Origin of the sequence: Photorhabdus noenieputensis (assembly GCF_018448935.1) — a bacterium.
Classification (GTDB): Bacteria; Pseudomonadota; Gammaproteobacteria; order Enterobacterales; family Enterobacteriaceae; genus Photorhabdus; species Photorhabdus noenieputensis.
Genome location: NZ_RCWC01000017.1, coordinates 1 through 21,518, shown reverse-complemented (window position 1 = coordinate 21,518; position 21,518 = coordinate 1). Strand labels below are relative to the sequence as shown.

Annotated in this window: 17 protein-coding genes and 2 tRNA genes; 11 read left to right on the top strand and 8 right to left on the bottom strand. The window is 40.9% G+C overall.

Annotated features, from left to right (window positions below; all coding sequences use genetic code 11):
• The first annotated feature begins 135 nt into the window (after positions 1-135).
• Both ydiJ and menI read left to right on the top strand, forming a co-directional pair.
• Positions 136-3,195, top strand: coding sequence for a D-2-hydroxyglutarate dehydrogenase YdiJ (gene ydiJ / locus EAE91_RS12795; protein WP_214088829.1), 3,060 nt, complete (start codon positions 136-138; stop codon positions 3,193-3,195).
• Positions 3,192-3,608, top strand: a complete 417-nt coding sequence (menI, locus tag EAE91_RS12790; RefSeq protein ID WP_036805375.1) for a 1,4-dihydroxy-2-naphthoyl-CoA hydrolase — start codon at positions 3,192-3,194, stop codon at positions 3,606-3,608. Before ydiJ ends, menI begins: the two co-directional genes overlap by 4 nt.
• 407 nt (positions 3,609-4,015) lie before the next feature.
• Here the strand turns inward: menI and EAE91_RS12785 are convergent, their stop codons facing one another.
• The 3 genes from EAE91_RS12785 to EAE91_RS12775 form a co-directional block, all read right to left on the bottom strand.
• The gene (locus EAE91_RS12785; RefSeq protein WP_214088828.1) at positions 4,016-4,174 is read right to left on the bottom strand and encodes a Hok/Gef family protein; all 159 of its coding nucleotides are present in this window, start codon (positions 4,172-4,174) and stop codon (positions 4,016-4,018) included.
• Between the two features lie 902 nt (positions 4,175-5,076).
• The gene (locus EAE91_RS12780; protein ID WP_075262240.1) at positions 5,077-5,235 is read right to left on the bottom strand and encodes a Hok/Gef family protein; all 159 of its coding nucleotides are present in this window, start codon (positions 5,233-5,235) and stop codon (positions 5,077-5,079) included.
• Positions 5,236-5,781: 546 nt separating this feature from the next.
• Positions 5,782-5,940 carry a Hok/Gef family protein gene (locus EAE91_RS12775; RefSeq protein WP_071824117.1) on the bottom strand — a complete coding sequence of 53 codons (159 nt, stop codon included), beginning with the start codon at positions 5,938-5,940 and terminating at the stop codon, positions 5,782-5,784.
• A 766-nt stretch (positions 5,941-6,706) separates the two neighbouring features.
• On the opposite strand from EAE91_RS12775, the gene sufA reads away from it, so the two are divergent.
• The 7 genes from sufA to EAE91_RS12740 all read left to right on the top strand — a co-directional run bounded on the left by sufA (position 6,707) and on the right by EAE91_RS12740 (position 13,671).
• The gene (sufA, locus tag EAE91_RS12770) at positions 6,707-7,075 is read left to right on the top strand and encodes a Fe-S cluster assembly scaffold SufA (protein WP_214088827.1); all 369 of its coding nucleotides are present in this window, start codon (positions 6,707-6,709) and stop codon (positions 7,073-7,075) included.
• A gap of 12 nt (positions 7,076-7,087) precedes the next feature.
• Positions 7,088-8,584, top strand: a complete 1,497-nt coding sequence (gene sufB / locus EAE91_RS12765) for a Fe-S cluster assembly protein SufB (RefSeq protein ID WP_214088826.1) — start codon at positions 7,088-7,090, stop codon at positions 8,582-8,584.
• A gap of 57 nt (positions 8,585-8,641) precedes the next feature.
• On the top strand, positions 8,642-9,388 hold the full coding sequence (gene sufC, locus EAE91_RS12760; protein ID WP_214088825.1) for a Fe-S cluster assembly ATPase SufC: 747 nt from the start codon (positions 8,642-8,644) through the stop codon (positions 9,386-9,388).
• Entirely contained in the window at positions 9,363-10,676 is a 1,314-nt protein-coding gene (gene sufD, locus EAE91_RS12755; protein ID WP_214088824.1) for a Fe-S cluster assembly protein SufD, read from the top strand. The genes sufC and sufD overlap by 26 nt, the downstream gene beginning before the upstream one ends.
• Complete coding sequence (gene sufS / locus EAE91_RS12750) at positions 10,673-11,911, top strand: cysteine desulfurase SufS (RefSeq protein ID WP_214088823.1); 1,239 nt, start codon at positions 10,673-10,675, stop codon at positions 11,909-11,911. The genes sufD and sufS overlap by 4 nt, the downstream gene beginning before the upstream one ends.
• 36 nt (positions 11,912-11,947) lie before the next feature.
• Positions 11,948-12,364 (top strand): cysteine desulfuration protein SufE, encoded by a 417-nt coding sequence (sufE, locus tag EAE91_RS12745; protein ID WP_214088822.1) that lies wholly within the window; start codon positions 11,948-11,950, stop codon positions 12,362-12,364.
• 233 nt (positions 12,365-12,597) lie between these two features.
• Complete coding sequence (locus EAE91_RS12740) at positions 12,598-13,671, top strand: L,D-transpeptidase family protein (RefSeq protein WP_214088821.1); 1,074 nt, start codon at positions 12,598-12,600, stop codon at positions 13,669-13,671.
• 109 nt (positions 13,672-13,780) lie between these two features.
• Here EAE91_RS12740 and EAE91_RS12735 read toward each other — a convergent pair whose 3' ends face one another.
• Positions 13,781-14,017, bottom strand: a complete 237-nt coding sequence (locus EAE91_RS12735; RefSeq protein ID WP_036805405.1) for a major outer membrane lipoprotein — start codon at positions 14,015-14,017, stop codon at positions 13,781-13,783.
• Positions 14,018-14,456: 439 nt separating this feature from the next.
• On the opposite strand from EAE91_RS12735, the gene EAE91_RS12730 reads away from it, so the two are divergent.
• Entirely contained in the window at positions 14,457-15,308 is an 852-nt protein-coding gene (locus EAE91_RS12730; RefSeq protein WP_214088820.1) for an enoyl-CoA hydratase-related protein, read from the top strand.
• 1,199 nt (positions 15,309-16,507) lie between these two features.
• Here the strand turns inward: EAE91_RS12730 and pykF are convergent.
• From pykF to EAE91_RS12710, 4 genes are all read right to left on the bottom strand, one after another.
• Positions 16,508-17,917, bottom strand: coding sequence for a pyruvate kinase PykF (pykF, locus tag EAE91_RS12725; protein ID WP_214088819.1), 1,410 nt, complete (start codon positions 17,915-17,917; stop codon positions 16,508-16,510).
• Between the two features lie 460 nt (positions 17,918-18,377).
• A tRNA-Val gene (locus EAE91_RS12720) sits at positions 18,378-18,454 on the bottom strand.
• Between the two features lie 45 nt (positions 18,455-18,499).
• Positions 18,500-18,576: transfer RNA gene (locus EAE91_RS12715), tRNA-Val, on the bottom strand.
• Positions 18,577-18,747: 171 nt separating this feature from the next.
• Positions 18,748-20,121, bottom strand: coding sequence for an MATE family efflux transporter (locus tag EAE91_RS12710; RefSeq protein WP_214088818.1), 1,374 nt, complete (start codon positions 20,119-20,121; stop codon positions 18,748-18,750).
• 224 nt (positions 20,122-20,345) lie between these two features.
• Between EAE91_RS12710 and EAE91_RS12705 the strand changes: the two genes are divergently transcribed.
• Positions 20,346-21,002, top strand: coding sequence for a riboflavin synthase subunit alpha (locus tag EAE91_RS12705; protein ID WP_214088817.1), 657 nt, complete (start codon positions 20,346-20,348; stop codon positions 21,000-21,002).
• Positions 21,003-21,518 lie beyond the last annotated feature (516 nt).

The following is a 21,518-nucleotide window of genomic DNA, read 5'->3' as shown; positions in this document are numbered from 1 at the left end:
ATGGTAAGGTAAACGCTTGCCTTCTCAGACAAATCAGTTAACGGTGGTAAATGGTTACGGCTGATTAAGGCATTGATTCAAAGATAGTATAAATGGAGCAATGTGGACACTCATTTTAAAAGGGTCAAAACGATAATGATCCCACGCATATCACAAGCACCGCACGTCAGTGAGGTCGCGCAGAAGTTCTTGGCTACATTAAAGGAACAAGGATTCACCGGAGATGTTGCAAGCAGTTATGCCGATCGCCTGACGATGGCGACAGATAACAGTATCTATCAACTCTTACCACAGGCTGTCGTTTTCCCTCGATCCAGTGCCGATGTGGTTTTACTGGCTCGTGTCGCCGGTGAAAAAGAATATCAGAATTTGACATTTACTCCCCGCGGTGGCGGTACAGGCACAAACGGTCAGGCGCTTAATGATGGTGTGGTGGTGGATATGTCCCGCTATATGAATCGTATCCTTGAGATTAACCCGGAGCAAGGCTGGGTCAGAGTTGAAGCGGGTGTGATTAAAGACCAACTAAACCAATATTTACGTCCATATGGTTATTTCTTTTCGCCAGAGCTTTCAACCAGTAACCGTGCAACATTGGGCGGCATGATTAATACCGACGCATCCGGTCAAGGTTCATTAGTCTATGGTAAAACTTCTGATCATGTTCTTAGCCTGCGGGCAGTTCTATTAGGGGGGGAATTACTTGACACTCGTGTTATGGACATCGCCCAAGCGGAATCGATTGCGCAAGAAGATTCGGTTACTGGTCGCATTTATAACACGGTGCTTAGCCGTTGCCGTGAACAGCGTGAACTTATTGTTGAAAAATTCCCTAAACTTAATCGCTTTCTGACCGGTTATGATTTGCGTCATGTTTTCAGTGACGATATGCAGAAATTTGACTTGGGGCGTATTTTAACTGGTTCAGAAGGAACACTCGCTTTTATTACTGAAGCGGTTTTGGATATTACTCCGCTGCCGAAAGTCAGGCGATTGGTGAATGTGAAATATGATTCATTTGATTCTGCACTGCGTAATGCCCCTTTTATGGTGGAGGCAAAGGCGTTATCGGTTGAAACCGTAGATTCCAAGGTGCTGAATTTGGCGCGTGAGGATATCGTCTGGCATTCAGTTAAGGAATTGATCACTGATATTCCTAACAAAGATATGCAGGGGCTGAATATTGTTGAATTCAGCGGCGATGATCAACCTTTGATAGACCGGCAAGTAGAAACACTTTGTCAGCGCCTTGATGAGCTGATGGATAGCAAGCAAGCAGGGGTTATTGGTTATCAAATTTGTCGAGAATTAGCTGATATTGAGCGTATTTATGCAATGCGCAAGAAAGCGGTTGGCCTGTTGGGTAACAGTAAAGGTGCGGCGAAACCCATTCCTTTTGTGGAAGATACGTGTGTGCCGCCACAGCATCTTGCTGATTATATTGTTGAATTCCGGCAGCTATTGGATAGTCACCAGCTCAATTATGGGATGTTTGGCCATGTGGATGCGGGGGTGCTGCACGTTCGGCCCGCGCTGGATATGTGTGATCCTCAGCAAGAAATACTGATGAAACAGATTTCTGATGAAATTGTCAATCTTACGGCACGTTATGGTGGTTTGCTGTGGGGAGAACATGGTAAAGGATTTCGTGCTGAATACAGCCCGGCGTTTTTTGGTAGCATCTTGTATGAAGAATTACGCCGGATTAAGGCTGCCTTTGATCCGGATAACCGCTTGAATCCGGGTAAAATTTGTCCGCCGATGGGGATTGATGCCCCTATGATGAAAGTCGATGCTGTTAAACGAGGAACGTATGACCGGACAATTCCGGTAAATGTCAGGAATACATTCCGTGGCGCTATGGAGTGTAATGGGAATGGGCTCTGTTTTAATTTCGATGTAAAAAGCCCGATGTGTCCATCGATGAAAGTGACTCAGCAACGTATTCATTCGCCGAAAGGACGTGCGACACTCGTGCGTGAATGGCTGCGCCTTTTGTCTGAACAGGGTGTGGATCTAACGTTACTGAAACAGGGATTAGCGCAAAAACGCCCAAGTTTGCGTGGGTTGATTGAAAAGACTCGCAATAGCTGGCAGGCATGGCGTGGGGAGTATGACTTTTCTCACGAAGTGAAAGAGGCAATGTCTGGTTGTCTGGCATGTAAAGCTTGCTCAACACAGTGCCCAATTAAAATTGATGTTCCGTCATTTCGTGCACGTTTTCTTGAGTTATATCACGGTCGCTATTTTCGCCCTTTACGTGATCATATTGTGGCGAGTGCGGAAAGTAGTACGCCATTAATGGCTAAGGTTCCTCGGGTCTTTAATTTCTTCCTGAAACAGCCGTGGATGCAAGAATTGAGTCGCCGGACTATTGGCATGGTGGATTTACCCTTGTTATCCAGCCCGACATTACACCAACAATTGGCGGGTCATTATGCGCTTTCGACCACGCTGGAACAGCTTGAAAAAATGGATCAAGTTCATCGTAACGAACATGTGTTGATTGTTCAGGACCCGTTCACTAGCTATTACGACGCTAAGGTTGTGGCCGATTTTGCCTATTTGGTAGAAAAATTGGGATATAAACCGGTATTGCTGCCATTTTCGCCAAACGGTAAAGCACAACATATCAAAGGGTTCTTATCTCGCTTTGCTAAAACGGCCAAAAAAACGTCAGATTTTCTGAGCCGAGTGGCTGAGTTGGGTATTCCTATGGTCGGTGTCGATCCAGCGCTGGTACTGTGCTACCGGGACGAATATAAAGAAATCCTGGGAGAACAGCGTGGGAAGTTTGAGGTTCAGCTTGTTCATGAATGGTTGATTAATACCTTACCAGAGAAAAGTAACCATGAAGAAAAATCAGGTGATAAATGGTATCTATTTGGACATTGTACTGAAGTGACTATGCTACCGGGCAGTAGTCAACAATGGGGAAAAATTTTCCATCGGTTGGGTAGCAAGCTGGATAATATCAGTGTAGGCTGCTGTGGCATGGCTGGAACCTATGGTCATGAAAACAAAAATATAGAACACTCTATTGGTATCTATAAATTATCCTGGCAACCTGCCTTGCAGAAATTACCATTGGAGCGTTGTCTAAGCTCCGGTTATTCCTGCCGCAGTCAGGTTAAGCGGATAGAAGGGCAAGTACTTAAGCATCCGTTGCAAGCTTTATTGGAGATAATCCCATGATTTGGAAACGTGATATTGGACTGGATAGCCTAAATCAAGTAAATAGCCAATGTATGATGGGCCATCTGGGCATAAAAATCACGCATATCGGTGATGACTATATTGAAGGCACAATGCCGGTTGATCATCGCACCCGTCAACCATTTGGTTTATTGCATGGCGGGGCATCTGTTGTGCTGGCAGAATCACTCGGTTCTTTAGCTGGGTATCTCTGTTCCGAAGGTGAGAAAAAAGTTGTTGGGCTGGAAATCAATGCTAACCATATTCGGTCGGTTCGTAGTGGTGAAGTGAAAGGCGTGTGTAAACCTCTTCATATTGGCCGCAATCACCAGGTGTGGCGAATTGATATTTTTGATGAGCGGCAGCATTTGTGCTGTACCTCTCGGTTAACCACATCAGTTTTGCCTGGATAAAATATAAAACAAAAATGAAAGTAGGTTATTGTATGGATAAATAACCTACTATTTAAGTGAAAAGGTTATTTTTCACAGTAATTGAATTTAATTGTGATAATCTTTAAGAAGTATATATATTTATGAAGCTTATCAATATTTTTATAATATTATGGGTTTTTTGAGTTTCTTATGTATATTCGATGAATTTAAATTTTGAATTATATTAAGGATATTAATATTGAAATAGATAAATAACTAATTGAACAATTTTACTTAAATTTGTAAATGCCGATATATCAATTAATGCTAAAATTTCAGTGGTTCTAATTACTGTTTAATTCCACTGAAATATGAAGGGTGCCTGAGAACTAAGCTATAACAACATCTAAAAGGGCGGGAGTAAAAGCCTCCCGCCTAAGGTTGCCTTACCTGTCTCTGGATTCGTAAGCCATGATTGCCGCAACCTCGGTATTACCTCGTTTAATATGGAGTTTACAGAGTGAACCTCTTGTTATCCATGTGAACAAGAGTAATGTCACACAAATAACGATCAAACTAAATATTACGATTTTTTGCGGCTTCATAGCCTTCTCTCCTTGCTTTTTGTCAGGTAAGAGGCTAGCCTTATGTTGTTGGACATAGGAGTAGCCTCATTTCGATTTATAGTCGGATGGGGCTTTTCTCTTTCTGCCTGAAACATAATTTTTGCTTGGAATATCATGCTCAAGACAGAAAGTCTCAAGCACCCGGAGGCAGTATACTTTTATTCATATGAGATGCAAGATCTTGAAAATATTTATTATGGTCAAGTAATACCTTCAAATTAAATTAGCCAGCTAGTGAAGCTATTAATAAAAATATAGAGGGATGTTGAAAATGGAATATATAGATAAAATGGCATTCTTAATGCGTTTAATTAATTATATTGATTAAATAGAATCCCTCATTCCGGGGATAGAGCCATTTTCCTGTATATCTGAAAGCTCGCATCAATAGTATTTCTGATTAACTTTTTGTGCTTTTGTCTTGCGTTAATCAGTATATATCCTCTTACTCTTGGCTAACCACATCAGGTTTTCTTGGATAAAATATAAAATATAAAATATAAAATATAAAAATAGAAGTGGGTTATTGATGTGGAATAACCTGATATTTAAGTGAAAAATTTATTTTTTACGGTAATTGAATTGAGTTGCAATAACATTTAAGAAGTATAGATATTTATGGAGTTTATCGATATTTTTATAATATTATGGGTTGTTTGAGTTAATTGCGTAATTATATTAAAAAATTAATATTGAAATAGGAAAAAATCTAATTGCAAATATTTATTCAAATCTGTAAACACCAGTATATATCAATTAATGTTAAAATTTCAGTGATTTTAATTATTGTTTAATTCCACTGAAATATGAAGGGTGCCTGAGAACTAAGCCATAACAACATCTAAAAGGGCGGGAGTAAAAGCCTCCCGCCTAAGGTTGCCTTACCTGTCGCTGGATTCGTAAGCCATGATTGCCGCAACCTCGGTATTACCTCGTTTGATATGGAGTTTACAGAGTGAACCTCTTGTTATCCATGTGAACAGAAGTAATGTCACACAAATAACGATCAAACTAAATATTACGATTTTTTGTGGCTTCATCGCCTTCTCTCCTTGCTTTTTGTCAGGGAAGAGGCTAGCCTTATGTTGTTCAGCATTAGGAGTAGCCTCATTTCGATTTATAGTCGGATGGGGCTTTTCTCTTTCTGCTTGAAACATAATTCTTGCTTAGAACATAATGCTCAAGACAGAAAGTCTCAAGCACCCGGAGGCAGTATACTTTTATTCATCTAAGATGCAAGATATTGAAAATATTTATTATAGTCACGTAATACCTTCTAATTAAATTAACCAGCCAGTATAGCTATTAATAAAGAAAGGAAGGAATGTTGATGATGGAATATATAGATAAAATGGTTTCTTAATGCATTTGATTAATTGAGTTGATTAAATAGAAAATATATAATAACAACCTCTATTTTACATCTCCGGTTAACGATGTTGCACTTATTATGTGAATCCAAGAATGCCAGAGTTTCAGTAGCTTTAATTTATGCTTAATGCCGCTTAAATATGAAGGGTGCCTGAGAACCAAGTCATAACAACATCTAAAAGGGCGGGAGTAAAAACCTCCCGCCTAAGGTTGCCTTACCTGTCGCTGGATTCGTAAGCCATGATTGCCGCAACCTCTGTATTACCTCGTTTGATATGGAGTTTACAGATTGAACCCCTTGTTATCCACGTGAATATGAGTAATGTCACACAAATAATGATCAAACTAAATATTGCGATTTTTTGCGGCTTCATCACCTTCTCTCCTTGCTTTTTATCAGGTAAGAGGCAAGAGGCTAGCCTTACGTTGCTAGGCATAGGGATAGCCTCATTTCGATTTATAGTCGGATGGGGCTTTTCTCTTTCTGCCTGAAACATAATGCTTAAGACAGAAAGTCTCAAGCACCCGGAGGCAGTATACTTTTATTCATATAAGATGCAAGATCTTGAAAATATTTATTATTGTCATGTAATACCTTCGAATTAAATTAACCAGCTAGTAAAGCTATTAATAAAGAAAGGAAGGGATATTGATGATGGAATATATAGATGAAATTGTTTCTTAATGCGCTTGATTAATTGTCTCGATTAAATAGAAATGCTATTTCTATATATTATGATCATAATGACAATCTCTATTTTGCATCTTCGGCTAACTATGTCAATTTTATCTGGTTGGCTGCTATTTTCATACTGGGAAAGGAACTACTCTCCCGTATATCTGAAAGTTCACATCAAATAGTGTTTCTGATGAACTTTTTGTGCTTTTATTTTACGCTAATAAGTAAAAGATAGCACAATTGATCAAACTAATAATTTATAGATAAAACAGTAAATTAAAGAGATACCTTCATATGAAATGAACATAAATTATCGTATTCGAATAAAATTTAACCTTGTTAAGGTATATCCTCTTAAAACAAATGGTTGAAGTGATAAAGGTTATCATTACCATTATACGGGAGGAGAGCACTCCGATAACGGCGGCAAGAATAGCTATAGAATAAATGTGAGGTCAACTATGACAAGCAGTGTTGAAACCTTTTCTCTGAATGAAACCGCATGGCAAGGAATCACCATCACCGCGAGAGCCGCAGCGCAGATCTTAAAGTTGATGCAGCAAGACCCACAAAGCAAAGGGTTATATCTGGGGGTTAAGCAATCGGGATGTGCCGGCTTTGGCTATGTGTTTGAGATGGTTAGTGATCCCGCACCTGATGATCTGAGGTATGAAAATGAAGGCGCGTGTCTATATGTCCCTCTGAAAGCAATGCCATTTATTGATGGTACTGAAGTGGATTTCGTTCGTGAAGGTTTAAATCAGATATTTAAATTCAATAATCCAAAAGCACAACATGCCTGTGGGTGTGGTGAAAGCTTTGGTATATAAGTGTACCAATATATGTCTCAGAGCAATGTAGAAATCAGTGATGATGTGCAGACTTGGCTCAGCGATCATCGCTATAAAGAAGGCTTCTTCACTCAGGTAGCGACGGATGAATTGGCTAAAGGTTTGAGTGAAGAAGTTGTGCGGGCTATTTCCGCAAAACGCAATGAGCCAGAATGGATGCTTGAATTTCGGCTGGAGGCTTATCGCCATTGGCTAGGAATGGAAGAACCTCATTGGTTGAAAGCCAATTATCCCAATCTTGATTATCAGGATTACAGTTATTACTCAGCACCTTCATGTGGTGCTTGTGATGATAGTTGCGATTCACAATCTGGTGTTGTTCAAGGAACTGGAGCGGAGCAAGCTAATAGCTATTTAACCGCGGAAATTGAAGAAGCATTTGATAAGTTGGGTGTTCCTGTACGGGAAGGTGAAGCTGTTGCGGTAGATGCTATTTTTGACTCCGTTTCTGTTTCAACGACCTATCGGGATAAATTAGCGAAAGAGGGGATTATTTTCTGCTCATTTAGTGAAGCGATACAGGAATATCCCGGATTGGTCCGTAAATACCTCGGCAGTGTGGTTGCAAGCCACGATAATTTTTTTGCCGCGTTGAATGCCGCAGTGGCTTCTGATGGTACTTTTGTTTATGTGCCAAAAGGTGTTCGATGCCCAATGGAACTGTCCACCTATTTCCGTATCAACGCGGCGAAAACGGGACAATTTGAGCGCACTATCCTGATCGCTGATGAAGGTAGCTATGTCAGCTATATAGAAGGATGCTCTGCGCCGGTGCGTGATAGCTATCAACTTCATGCCGCGGTTGTCGAAGTGATTATCCATAAAGATGCCGAAGTGAAATATTCCACGGTACAGAACTGGTTCTCAGGGGGTGACAATACAGGGGGAATTCTCAACTTTGTCACTAAAAGAGCGTTATGTGAAGGCGAAAATGCCAAAATGTCTTGGACTCAATCGGAAACCGGTTCCGCAATTACCTGGAAATATCCCAGTGTGATCCTGAAAGGGGATAATTCGATTGGTGAATTTTTCTCCGTGGCTCTGACTAACGGCACTCAACAGGCAGATACCGGTACCAAGATGATCCACATCGGCCGTAACACTAAATCGACCATTATTTCAAAGGGCATTTCTGCTGGCTGTAGTCAGAATAGTTATCGTGGGTTGGTCAAAATATTGCCGGGAGCAGAAAACGCTCGTAACTATACCCAATGTGACTCCATGTTGATTGGTACTGAGTGTGGTGCGCATACATTCCCTTATGTAGAAGTTCAAAATAATACGGCGCAACTGGAGCATGAAGCGACAACCTCCCGCATTGGTGAAGATCAATTGTTCTATTGCTTGCAACGAGGCATCAGTGAAGATGATGCGATTTCCATGATTGTTAATGGATTCTGTAAGGATGTGTTCTCTGAACTTCCCCTTGAATTTGCCGTTGAAGCACAAAAATTGCTGGCGATCAGTCTTGAACACAGCGTTGGATGAGTTTTCCCGGTTTCCCTTTTTTATGACAGAACGTTAGGTCGTTCGAAGGCATGTAATATGTTAAGTATTAAAAAGTTACGAGTCAGTGTTGAAGGTAATGAAATCTTAAAAGGATTAAATCTTGAAGTTAAACCGGGTGAAATTCATGCCATTATGGGGCCAAATGGTTCCGGTAAAAGTACATTATCAGCAACGTTAGCCGGCCGTGAAGAGTATGAAATTGATGATGGCGAAATCACCTTTAAAGGCAAAAATTTACTTGGATTTGAGCCAGAAGAGCGAGCCAGGGAGGGGATTTTCCTGGCTTTTCAATATCCGGTAGAAATTCCGGGTGTCAGTAATCAATTTTTCCTGCAAACCGCAGTGAACGCTGTCCGTCAGTATCGCCATCAGGAGCCGCTAGATCGCTTTGATTTTGCCGATTTTATCGAAGAAAAAATTGAATTGTTGGATATGCCGCCGGATTTGCTGACACGTTCAGTCAATGTCGGTTTTTCCGGTGGTGAGAAAAAACGTAATGATATTCTGCAAATGGCCGCGCTAGAGCCGACACTTTGTATTCTGGATGAGACAGATTCAGGGCTGGATATTGATGCCTTGAAAATTGTGGCTAATGGTGTGAACTCCTTACGTGCTCCAAACCGCTCGTTCATTATTGTGACCCATTACCAACGTATTTTGGATTACGTGAAACCTGATTTTGTGCATGTACTTTATCAGGGGAGAATTATTAAATCCGGTGATTTCAGTTTGGCGAAAAAGTTGGAGGAGCAAGGTTATGGCTGGCTTATTGACCAACAGTGAAAAAGCTGAAAAAGTGCGGCAGGTTGCAGAACGTAACCAGCAAGCATTAGCACGTTTTGCAAATTTATATCGTTGCCGTCATGGTGAGGATTCATCTCATGCCAGTTTGCATTGGCAACGAGTCACTCAAACCGGCTTTCCCCAATTCAGACATGAAGATTGGCGTTATACTCCGCTGGATAAGTTGTTAAATCAGCAATACAGCAGCAAAACTTGGGAATTGACAGTAGCGCAATGTGAACAACTGGCGATTCCGATAGATTGTTGGCGCGTTGTTATGGTGGATGGTTGTTTTTCACCTTTACTCAGTTCCTACGAATTTGGACCCTATCAACTAAATTTACTGGATAACAAAAGTGGGCTGCCGGTACCGATACAAAGTGAGATTTTTCTGCATCTGACAGAGAGCTTGTCCCAACAACCTTTGGTTATTACGCTAAAGGCTGGACAAGTGGCAGAAAAGCCGCTGTACCTGCTGAATATAACCAGTGGTCACAGTAGTGAAGTATTGAATAGCAGTCATTATCGCTACCACATTGCCGTAGGCACGAATGCGAGTGCCAGCGTGATTGAACATTTCGTCAGTATTGATAAACAGCAACCTCATATGACAGGAAGCCGATTGACTGCGGAAGTGGGGGATAATGCCCATTTCGCCCATATAAAACTGGGGGTTGAGAACAGTGCAAGTTACCACTTTGCACATAACGATATTGTGATTGGTCGTGATGCTCAAGTAAAAAGCACCAGTTTTTTACTAGGTTCTGGGCTTGGCCGACACAATACCAGTGTTAAGTTGAATGGCGAAGGGGCCAATCTGTCGTTGAACAGCTTACTGTTGCCGCAAGGAAAAGAGGTCGCCGATACTCGTACTTATTTGGAACATAATAAGGGGTATTGTGAAAGCCGTCAGTTGCATAAAACCATTGTGATGGATCAGAGCAAAGCGGTATTTAACGGCATGATTAAAGTAGCGCCTCATGCATTGAAAACTGACGGACAAATGACCAATAACAATTTGTTGTTAGGTAAACAGGCAGAAGTAGATACCAAACCTCAACTGGAAATTTACGCTGATGATGTGAAATGCAGTCATGGTGCGACCGTTGGTCGGATAGATGAAGAACAACTGTTTTATCTGCAATCACGTGGTATCAACCGACGTGATGCAGAGCATATGATGGTATTTGCTTTTGCTGCTGAGCTGACTGAATCTATTGAAGATGAATCCCTGAAAGCCGTTGTGATGAAACACATTAAGCACCGTTTAGCGAGAGTGGAAAAATGACTTTTTCTGTAAAAAAGGTACGGCAAGATTTTCCGGTGTTAGCTCAACAGGTTAATGGACATCCATTGGTTTATCTTGATAGTGCTGCTAGTGCTCAGAAGCCGGTTTCGGTTATTGAACGAGAAAGTGAATTTTGTTTGCACCAGTATGCGGCAGTTCATCGGGGAATTCATACCCTGAGTTCCGCGGCTACTCGGATGGTTGAAAATGTGCGCTACCAGATGGCGCAATTTATTCATGCTCAAAGTAATGAAGAGATTGTGTTCGTCAAAGGTACGACAGAAGGGATTAATCTGATTGCTAACAGTTATGGCCGCAAATTTATCAATAATGGCGATAATATTGTTATTACTGAAATGGAACATCACGCCAATATCGTTCCGTGGTATATGCTGTCAGAACAGATTGGATTTGAAATTAGAATATGGCCATTGAATGAGAATGGCGAATTGGATCAAGCAATTTTAGCCTCTCTGATTGATTCACGTACTAAATTGCTTTCTTTTACTCATCTTTCTAATGTGCTTGGCACCGTGAATCCTGTACGTCAAATCATAAAACAGGCAAGAAAACTGGCTGATGAGCAGGGGAGCCGGTTACATATTCTGGTCGATGGCGCTCAGGCCATTATGCATAAGAAAGTTGATGTGCAGGATCTGGATTGTGATTTCTATGTTTTTTCCAGCCACAAATTATATGGTCCAACAGGCATCGGTGTGCTTTATGGGCGTAAATCTTTGCTGGATGCTATGCCTCCTTGGGAAGGGGGTGGCGCGATAATAAAACAGGTTAGCCTGCAAAAGGGGATAACCTATGCAGAACCACCGTGGCGATTTGAAGCGGGAACCCCAAATATTACGGGAATTATTGGGCTTGGTGCTGCTGTCGATTATGTCACTTCACTTGGGCTGGATGAAATTCAGCAACATGAACAGGCACTGATGGATTATGCAATAGCACGGCTGAAAGAGGTCAGAACCCTGAAATTGTATGGCCCTGAGCAGCGTCAGGGGGTTATTGCGTTCAACCTTGGTCAGCACCATGCTTATGATGTGGGGAGTTTCCTTGATCAATATGGAATAGCGATCCGTACCGGACATCATTGTGTCCTTCCTTTAATGGAGCATTATCACGTTTCCAGTATGTGTAGGGCATCATTGGCGATTTATACTACGCAAGAAGATATTGATGCGCTTGTTGTTGCGTTGCAGCGAATAGAGCAGTTACTGGGTTGAGCTGGTATAGATCAAAAGAGTGATAAGGAAAAAGTCATGGCAAGTTTGCCCGACACAAATAAGTTATTACGTAATTTTTCCCGTTGTCAGAACTGGGAAGAAAGATATCTCTATATGATTGAACTGGGGGCGAGGTTGCCTCCTCTTACTGACGAACAGCGCCAATCTGAGAATTTAATCGCAGGTTGCCAGAGTCAGGTGTGGATACTGCTGAGAATGAATCACCAAAATAAAGTGGAATTTATTGGTGACAGTGATGCCGCTATTGTTAAAGGATTGGTTGCGATTGTCTTTATTCTGTTTCAGGATAAAACACCCCAGGAGATTCTGGATTTGGATGTGACTGAATATTTTGGAAAATTATCTTTGGAGCAACATCTTACACCCTCACGCACGCAGGGGCTGCATGCGATGATATGTGCCATCCGAAATAGGGCAAGTAAAATGGTTTGAATACCAGTCTTACGCGTTTTACTGATAACATATACGGCTGATAAGGCTTCAACCTTTTAACACTTATACCCTATGGATTTCAAGATGCATCGCGACGGCAAGGGAGCGAATCCCCGGGAGCATAGAGAACTATGTGACCGGGGTGAGCGAGTGCAGCCAACAAAGAGGCAACTTGAAAGATGACGGGTATAAATTTATTCGATAACATTCAGCGGCCATTCCAGGAAGCAAGCATGAAACGAGTTTTAACGTTTATTGGCGTGTTATTGTTAAGTGGACTAGCTAACACCGTCAGCGCCACAGAATATACTTTGCCAGCCGCCAATAGCCGTTTAATTGGCGAAAATACTACATTTGTTGTACCCGATGATGGGCGTTCCTTGGAGGCTATTGCTGCCGAATATAAAATTGGTTTGCTGGCAATGCTGGAAGCTAACCCAGGTACTGACCCTTATTTGCCTACTCCGGGTTCTGAACTGATTATTCCATCCCAAATGTTGTTGCCTGATACAACGAGGCAGGGGATTGTGATTAACCTTGCAGAACTCAGACTTTACTACTTCCCGAAAGGGAAAAACAAAGTCATCGTTTATCCGATTGGTATTGGGCAACTTGGGCGCAATACGCCTGTAATGACAACATCTGTCAATCAGTTAATTAAAGATCCAACTTGGACACCGACTAAGAATATTCGTAAGCATTATGCTGAACAGGGGATTACTTTACCTGCGGTTGTTCCTGCTGGTCCTGAAAACCCAATGGGCTTATTTGCGTTGCGCTTGGCAGCCGGGCGCGGAGAATACTTAATCCACGGCACGAATGCTGATTTTGGTATCGGCATGCGGGTGAGTTCCGGTTGTATCCGTTTACGTCCTGATGATATTGAAACGTTATTCAACACAGTGTCCCGTGGAACGCGAGTACAGATTATCAATGAAGCAGTTAAGTATTCTGTAGAACCAAATGGCAAGCGTTATATTGAAGTGCACCAGCCGTTGTCTAGGAAAGAGAATGATGATCCACAGACATTACCTATTGTTCGATCAGCCGATTTAAACAAGTTCATTGATAATAGCAAAACGGATAAAAATATTGTTGAACAAGCGATAGTACGCCGTTCTGGTATGCCGGTGTTGGTAAGTGAAGGCATAGAGCCTGAAACACAACAGGAGTTGCGAGAAGAGAATATCGTGCGGGGGGAAGATGATGATGTTAAAGGGGTAGAACAAGCGGTGAATAAAGATGTATCCGAACCGTTTAAATTACCACCGTTATATCAACCTGGGCCAATCTATCGGCAAAATTAATATTTTATTGTGGACAAGGAAGTCGGCAAATATTTATCTAACAGAATTCGATGATAAAAAACGGCGCACAGATAAACTGTGCGCCGTTTTTGTACATAATTACAAAAAATTATTTTTTGTAGGAACGAACTTGGTTATCCAGACGCTGATTTGCACGAGCTGCATCGTCTTTAGCGGCTTGAATGTCAGTACGTACTGCGTTCACGTCATTGCTCAGTTGATCAACTTTTGCATTCAGAGTCTGAATGTCAGAAGTCAGTTGGTCAACCTTAGCAGTGCTTGAACAACCAGCCAACAGAGTAGAAGCCAGAACTACTGCACCCAGTACAATTTTAGTACGATTCATTATAATACCCTCTAGATTTAAGTTAATCTCCAAGTAGCCATGTAAGTATTACACAAAGTTTTTTAGAAAGAGAATAAATTTTTGTCATGAAAACCAATTATTTCAATTTTTCTCTTTAACGAGTGGCTAATTTTCATCTGAATGTAAAAAAACAAAACTGTTGAGTAACATTTTAATCAAAAAAAGCCTATTCCATGAGGGAATGATATTCTTCGAAATAATTTTAGTTAAAAATTCTTATAAATAAAAAATACGACATCCAGGTCATCTTGCATCTATTGAACCGTCGGACATCTCTTTAATGAAGCTATTTTTTATACACAAATTTAGGGGTTCTCTTAAAACAAATTTGTTAACTGAATCTTATTGTAGATGAACAACTTGACAATGTTCAGGTTGAATCCTAGGCTCAAATTCAAACTGGTAAGAGGAGTTTGTTATGTTAACTGATCAATCTAACGAATATTTTAACATCAACATTGACAACGGAGTCGCTCATTTGCAACTCAGTCGTCCCGAAAAGGCAAATAGTTTGGCACTTGGGTTCTGGAAACGGTTTCCTGAGGCAATAGAGCAGCTTAGTCGTTCAGGTGAAGTGCGGGCAATGGTGATCTCTGCACAGGGAAACACATTTTGTGGTGGGCTTGATCTGCAAATTTTTTCCTCTAGCAAAGAGGCTAATACGGCTACTCCTAATGAGCGGGAATCGATGCAGTTCAGCTTATTGCAAATGCAGGAGGCGATAAGCGCATTGGAACGTGCTCGATTCCCTGTTATTGCCGCAGTACAAGGTGCCTGTCTTGGTGCCGGTTTTGACTTAATCGCTGCATGCGATTTTTGTTTTGCTGCTGAAAATGCGAAGTTTCGTATAGAAGAAACCAATATCGGTATGATGGCTGATTTAGGTATTCTGCAACGTTTACAACATTTGATTCCGGGGAGTATGGCCCGCTATCTTGCCCTTACTGGGGAGACACTGAGCGTGGCTCAAGCTCATGATTTGGGGCTGGTGGTAAAGGTGTTCCCTTCTACGGAGGCATTAGTCGAAGGCGCTCTGGCGACTGCCCGGCGTATTGCTGATCGGCCTCCTATTGCCATTAATGGGGTTAAACGAGCCATGCTTTACAGTCGTGATCATGGTGTCTACGAATCATTGCAACAAATAGCACTTTTGCAAGCTTCGATTTTTAGTCGTCAAGATATTCTGTGCTCGGTTCAAGCGAAAGCGGCCGGAACAAAAAGTGAGTTCCAAAACTTAAGTGAAGTCGGTAAAGCTTTCGATGAACCATGATTAAGGCAAAGCTATTGATGACATGCAAAGTGGGTTCTCTGCAAATGATGTAGTGCTGGAAAATGTCATCATTGTTGAGATTTATGCCATTTTCTGACCATGCGAAAACAGAGAATGGCATTATTATCAATCAGCATATAAGTGGATGGAATAATTTGATCCATATATACCCGTCATCTTTCAAGTTGCCTCTTTGTTGGCTGCACTCGCTCACCCCGGTCACATAGTTTGCTATGTTCCCGGGGATTCACTCCCTTGCCGTCGCGATGCATCTTGAAATCTATAAGGTATATAATGAATATATCAAAGCATTTTATTTTCTGTTAATAAATGATTTATAGCCAGGTTGTGAATTTTCATAAAAATCAAAATTAATATATACTAATAATATTCCTATTTAAATTTAATTTTGATTGATTATTCGCGTTGTTATTTATTATTAATAATATTTTAGGTGTTGATGAAATATTATTATTGTTGGATTTTATTTGACATTCGTGATTAATGATTGGATTGTAGAAATAGTAGTTAATGAGAAATTTTTTAATAACTTTAGATTAGAGATTAGAGATTAGAGTATTAAAAGCGATATTTTTCAGGAGTGAGTTAATCTATTGTCATTTTCATCAACTGAGATTTTTGCCTGTTATTACATGAACGCCAATGAAACTGGCTGGTAATCTGTACTTGCCGTTAGCCGGATGGAGTAGGAAGCGAGGTAGAGATAATATCAATAAGAAAAAGATATTAAATGAAGGAAATAATAAAGGTAGAAGTAAATAACAAAGATACATTATTATATTTTAAAGCTATTAATATAATCATAGGATTTTATCTGTGTAAATTATTTTTTGATTAAGTAGATAATCTTATTATTTTATGTGTGTTAATAATGCTCATTGTTTTTAAAATACATATGTATTATGGCTGGTTATTAAGTCTATTCTATTTTAAAGGGATAATTTAAAAACCAAAATTGAAAATGGTAGTTTTAAATATTTGGCTAATGGTAAATAAGAAGAATAAGGTTATTTTATTATTCATTGCAATAGATAGAATGGAAATAAATCTGTGATTATGATGATGGGTAAAATAATTCATTATTGCATTATATTAACGGAAAAAATCAGATATTAAATGTCCTGAAATTGAAACACCGCCAGACTGACGGTGTTTCAGAAATAAAACGACTGATTAAATTAAAGTACGTGAACGGATGATGTGTTGGTTGTGCCACTTGGAACCAAAGCGCCAGAAACCATAACCACGATTTCACCTTTCTCCGCCAAGCCACTTGCCAGAGCCGCTTCTTTACCAATGCGATAAAAATCGTCGGTAGAGGCGATTTCTTTGACAATTTGGGTAGAAACGCCTTTAACAAGCAGCAATTGGCGGGCAGTCACTTCATTAGTGGTCAATGCCAGAATAGGAGCGCCAGGGAAGTACTTACGAATGGATTTGGCCGATTTACCGCCATAGGTTGCGACCACAATCAGAGGGGCTTCCAGCTTTTCTGCTGTTTCAACGGCACCACGACACACAGCTTCGGTTACGCGCAGGTTACGGCAATTGACGGCTTCAATACGGCTTGACATTACGCGGTCTGTACGTTCACAAATTGTTGCCATGATAGTCACTGCTTCTATTGGATATTTACCTTTTGCACTTTCACCAGAAAGCATAACCGCATCAGTACCATCCAGAATAGCGTTAGCAACGTCACCGGCTTCAGCACGGGTAGGGCGCGGGTTTTTAATCATGGAATCGAGCATTTGAGTTGCGGTGATAACAACTTTGCGAGCGATATTACATTTTTGAATCATCATCTTCTGGGCGAAGATCACTTCTTCTACCGGGATTTCAACTCCCAGGTCACCACGGGCAACCATGATCCCGTCAGAAACTTCCAGAATTTCATCAAAATTGTTCAGACCTTCCTGATTTTCAATTTTAGAGATGATTTGAATATTTTCACCGCCGTGTGCTTTCAGATGTTCACGGATTTCCAGAACATCGGAGCGTTTGCGGATAAAAGAAGCGGCGACGAAATCAACACCTTGTTGGCAACCAAAGATCAAATCTTGTTTATCTTTTTCAGCCAGAGCAGGCAGGCTGATAGAAATACCTGGCAGATTAACACCTTTATTTTCACCGAGGTCTCCGTTATTCAAAACTTGACAAATGACTTCTGACTTAGTGACTTCTTTGACTGTCATACCGATCAAGCCGTCATCAACTAGCACGGTATTACCGGGAGCCAGATCCGCTGGGAAACCACTGTAAGTGACAGCTACACGATCTTTATTACCGATAACCGATGTGTCAGTGGTAAAAGTGAAGGTCTGACCTGCGGTTAGAGAGACATCATGACCGCCTTCCAGCTTCATAGTTCGGATTTCAGGGCCTTTAGTATCCAGCAAAATAGCGGCTTGTTTACCTGTCTTCGTCATAACTGAACGGATATTTTGAATACGCTGGCCGTGCTCTTCATAGTTTCCGTGTGAAAAGTTGAGGCGCATAACATTCATGCCGGCATTCAGCAGTTCAGCGAGTTTCTCTTCGGATTCTGTTTTTGGCCCAATAGTACAAACAATTTTGGTTTTTTTCATGACAATCTATCTACAGGTTTTAATTGGATAAAAATAGTGAACCGCCAGCTTTATGGTTTGCGCAGAGATACCATGTGGTGTTGAACGTTGCGCAACACATTAAGGACAGGTGGCGGGGAAGACATTCAGTACTTTTCGTGTGAGGTTAGGCACATGTAGTTATGCGAGTTTATACATACGATTAATCTGTAACTTTTCAGTGTTCGGCAAATTAATAGGCTGAAACCATTCAACTGTAAATTTCGCCGTATTATAGAGACTTATTTCTGTGAAATGAATCAAAAAATGATTATGTAAATTAATTATAACGATAAACTGGAAAAATGGTGTAGATCTTAACAAGAAGGAGTTATAATTCATTGCGGAAACTGTTTGTAAATGGCTAACAGCGTATTTTGGCATCGGAAGCGATTGGGTATAACCATGAGATAACAAAAGCAAGAACGGAGATTTGTAGACTTGGTGCGTCCGAGTGGACTCGAACCACCGACCCCCACCATGTCAAGGTGGTGCTCTAACCAACTGAGCTACGGACGCACTAATAAGATTATGCTATCAACCAAACAATTTTAACCAAATAATTGGTGCGTCCGAGTGGACTCGAACCACCGACCCCCACCATGTCAAGGTGGTGCTCTAACCAACTGAGCTACGGACGCAATCTAAATTGCATTGGTGACAACGGGGACGAATATTAGCGGCGAGTTAGCCTTCTGGCAAGGGGAATAATATAAATTATTGTTCAACTGTTCGTATTTGCATCTACATACAGTGAATTTGCCGTTTATTCCACCAATTAAGTATTCGTCCCCGGCTTTATAAAAAGGAAATCAGCGGGTTGAGCGTTGCAAAACTATCTCATCTGACTGTTTTTGTATCCACAAAATACGGGTAAATATCATCACTGCTGATGCGGTCAAGCCAATAATAAAGCCAATCCAGAACCCTTGTGGCCCCATAGCAGGTACGAAATAGTCAGTTAATCCCAGAATGTAACCGCTTGGTAGCCCCAAAATCCAGTAAGCGATAAAAGTGATATAAAAGATAGAACGCGTATCTTTATATCCACGTAAAACACCAGCCCCTACAACTTGTACGGCATCAGATAATTGATAAAACGCAGCGAATAACATCAGATGCGACGCCATGATGATAACTTCAGGATTGTCGTTATACATCAAAGCGATCGGCTCGCGCAGAATAGTAGAAAAAGTTGCGGTTAAACAAGCAAATACTAAACCAACCATAATTCCGGTATAGGCTGATATCCGGGCATTATCGGTAGACTTTTGCCCTAAATTGTAGCTCACGCGGATAGTGGTTGCTGCGGCTAAAGATATTGGGAACATAAACATTAACGAGCTGAAATTTTGTGCAATTTGGTGCCCTGCAACAGCAGTAATGCCTAAAGGAGAGATTAGCAATGCCACTATGGCAAATAGAGTAATTTCAAAAAACATCGCCATCGCAATAGGAAAACCAAGGGCTGAAATACGTTTCAGAATATGCCAATCTGGTGCGGCGAAACGATGTTTAGGGCGGATATCCTTTTGTGATGACGAATGTTTCACATACCAACGCATTAGTAGGAACATGGCCCAGTAAACGCTGGCGGTTGCAACACCACAACCAACACCACCCAAAGCGGGTGCGCCGAATTTACCGTAAATGAGTATGTAGTTAATTGGAATATTAATCAGCAATCCTAAAAAACTAATCACCATGCCTGGTTTGGTTTTCGATAAACCTTCACATTGATTACGTAGCACATGATAAAACAGAAAACCTGGCGCACCCCACATTATTGCGTGGATAAATCCAACTGCTTTTTCGGCTAAAAGTGGATCTATATTATGTTGCCTGTCAATCAGGAATTTGCTGTTGTATAGAATAGCGATAATGATAATGGAGAGGAAAGTCGCTAACCAGAATCCTTGCTGCGTTTGGTTAGCAATGAAATTCCTGCGGCCAGAACCGTTCATTTGCGCAATAATGGGTGTTAAAGCTAATAGTAAGCCGTAACCAAACAAAATAACTGGCAGCCAGATAGAGGTGCCAACGGCAACCGCGGACATATCGGTTGCACTGACGCTGCCCGCCATAACTGTATCTACAACTCCCATTGCAGTTTGTGAAAATTGGGCAATAATGACGGGGATCCCTAGAGCGAGCAAACTACGCGCTTCTTTTAAATACTTCTGCACGCATTACACCTTATTTTAAAAGTAGAAAATATTAAGAAAAACGCCTGTATATAAGAAACGATTTTCGAAAAATCAACCGTTTACTAACGGAGGTATTGTATCTATTTAATACTATATTACAACAATCATGCGGAGTTTATATTCAAATGTTCAGATGGTATTTATCAATGATAACTTGATATAAACTAATTAATAATTATACACAGTCATTAAGAGGTTCTTCTATGTTTACGGGCATCGTTCAGGGAAAGGCACCCTTGGTTGCTATTGATGAAAAGAGCAATTTTCGGACTCATGTTGTTAAATTCCCGGCTGAATTATTGCCAGGTATTGAAACCGGGGCGTCGGTTGCCAATAACGGTTGTTGTCTGACGGTAACCAAAATAGAAGGCGATGAGATTAGTTTTGATTTAATGAAAGAGACTCTACGTCTGACTAATCTTGGTGATTTGCAGTTAGGGGATTATGTGAACTTGGAGCGGGCAGCTAAATTTGGAGATGAGATTGGTGGGCATTTGATGTCCGGTCATATCATCACGGTTGCTGAGATAGCTAAAATTTTCACTTCAGAAAATAACCATCAAATATGGTTCCGTATCCATGATAAGCAATTAATGAAATATATCCTACATAAAGGATTTATCGGCATCGACGGGATTAGTCTGACAATTGGCGATGTGGTTAATAATCGTTTTTGTGTTCACCTGATTCCTGAAACATTGGGACGCACAACATTAGGTAAGAAACGTCTTGGTCAGAGAGTTAATATTGAAATTGACTCACAAACTCAAGCGATTGTTGATACTGTGGAGCGTGTGCTTGCTCAGAAAGAGCGGGATCAGGTTGTCTCTCAGCAACCAGAGACATTGATGGAAGAGTAATCAATAAATGAGGAGCGATAGGAGGACTCTGCTTGTCGCTTTCAAACAGAATTAACTGCGTTAAAGGAGCATTGAACCCGCTGATGCTCCTTTTTGTGATTTATATTGCAGGGTTTTGCATATTTTGTTAGCTAATATAGTTAATGTTGTTATTATTGTGTTAATGCTCTTTCTCGTGAAGCGCAGACTAATCTCCACGATGATATTTTTAGAGGCTACTTTATGGAAAACCCGATTGAGTTAGATGAATGGCTTGAAGAGCCTACACACGATGATGCTGTTGAAATGATGAATGCGCAAGCTGTTGTACCTTTTGGTACCGCACTTTGGCCTTAACGGTTTTTTATAATTAAGGTTCTTTATAATAATAGATAAGTAAGGGGGGTCTCCAGGGCAACCGCATGAATGATTAAATATCACTCACATTAGCAAAACCCGCCTGTAATACTCGCTCCAAAAATTGGGTTTTCATCCATATTCGTCTACGCTTCGCTTTAATGCTTAATTGACTCGTTT

Excerpts from the sequence above, each read along its gene's own strand:
- ydiJ (WP_214088829.1), top strand. The coding sequence starts at position 136 with ATGATCCCACGCATATCACAAGCACCGCACGTCAGTGAGGTCGCGCAG.
- menI (WP_036805375.1), top strand. The coding sequence starts at position 3,192 with ATGATTTGGAAACGTGATATTGGACTGGATAGCCTAAATCAAGTAAAT.
- EAE91_RS12785 (WP_214088828.1), bottom strand. The coding sequence starts at position 4,174 with ATGAAGCCGCAAAAAATCGTAATATTTAGTTTGATCGTTATTTGTGTG.
- EAE91_RS12780 (WP_075262240.1), bottom strand. The coding sequence starts at position 5,235 with ATGAAGCCACAAAAAATCGTAATATTTAGTTTGATCGTTATTTGTGTG.
- EAE91_RS12775 (WP_071824117.1), bottom strand. The coding sequence starts at position 5,940 with ATGAAGCCGCAAAAAATCGCAATATTTAGTTTGATCATTATTTGTGTG.
- sufA (WP_214088827.1), top strand. The coding sequence starts at position 6,707 with ATGACAAGCAGTGTTGAAACCTTTTCTCTGAATGAAACCGCATGGCAA.
- sufB (WP_214088826.1), top strand. The coding sequence starts at position 7,088 with ATGTCTCAGAGCAATGTAGAAATCAGTGATGATGTGCAGACTTGGCTC.
- sufC (WP_214088825.1), top strand. The coding sequence starts at position 8,642 with ATGTTAAGTATTAAAAAGTTACGAGTCAGTGTTGAAGGTAATGAAATC.
- sufD (WP_214088824.1), top strand. The coding sequence starts at position 9,363 with ATGGCTGGCTTATTGACCAACAGTGAAAAAGCTGAAAAAGTGCGGCAG.
- sufS (WP_214088823.1), top strand. The coding sequence starts at position 10,673 with ATGACTTTTTCTGTAAAAAAGGTACGGCAAGATTTTCCGGTGTTAGCT.
- sufE (WP_214088822.1), top strand. The coding sequence starts at position 11,948 with ATGGCAAGTTTGCCCGACACAAATAAGTTATTACGTAATTTTTCCCGT.
- EAE91_RS12740 (WP_214088821.1), top strand. The coding sequence starts at position 12,598 with ATGAAACGAGTTTTAACGTTTATTGGCGTGTTATTGTTAAGTGGACTA.
- EAE91_RS12735 (WP_036805405.1), bottom strand. The coding sequence starts at position 14,017 with ATGAATCGTACTAAAATTGTACTGGGTGCAGTAGTTCTGGCTTCTACT.
- EAE91_RS12730 (WP_214088820.1), top strand. The coding sequence starts at position 14,457 with ATGTTAACTGATCAATCTAACGAATATTTTAACATCAACATTGACAAC.
- pykF (WP_214088819.1), bottom strand. The coding sequence starts at position 17,917 with ATGAAAAAAACCAAAATTGTTTGTACTATTGGGCCAAAAACAGAATCC.
- EAE91_RS12705 (WP_214088817.1), top strand. The coding sequence starts at position 20,346 with ATGTTTACGGGCATCGTTCAGGGAAAGGCACCCTTGGTTGCTATTGAT.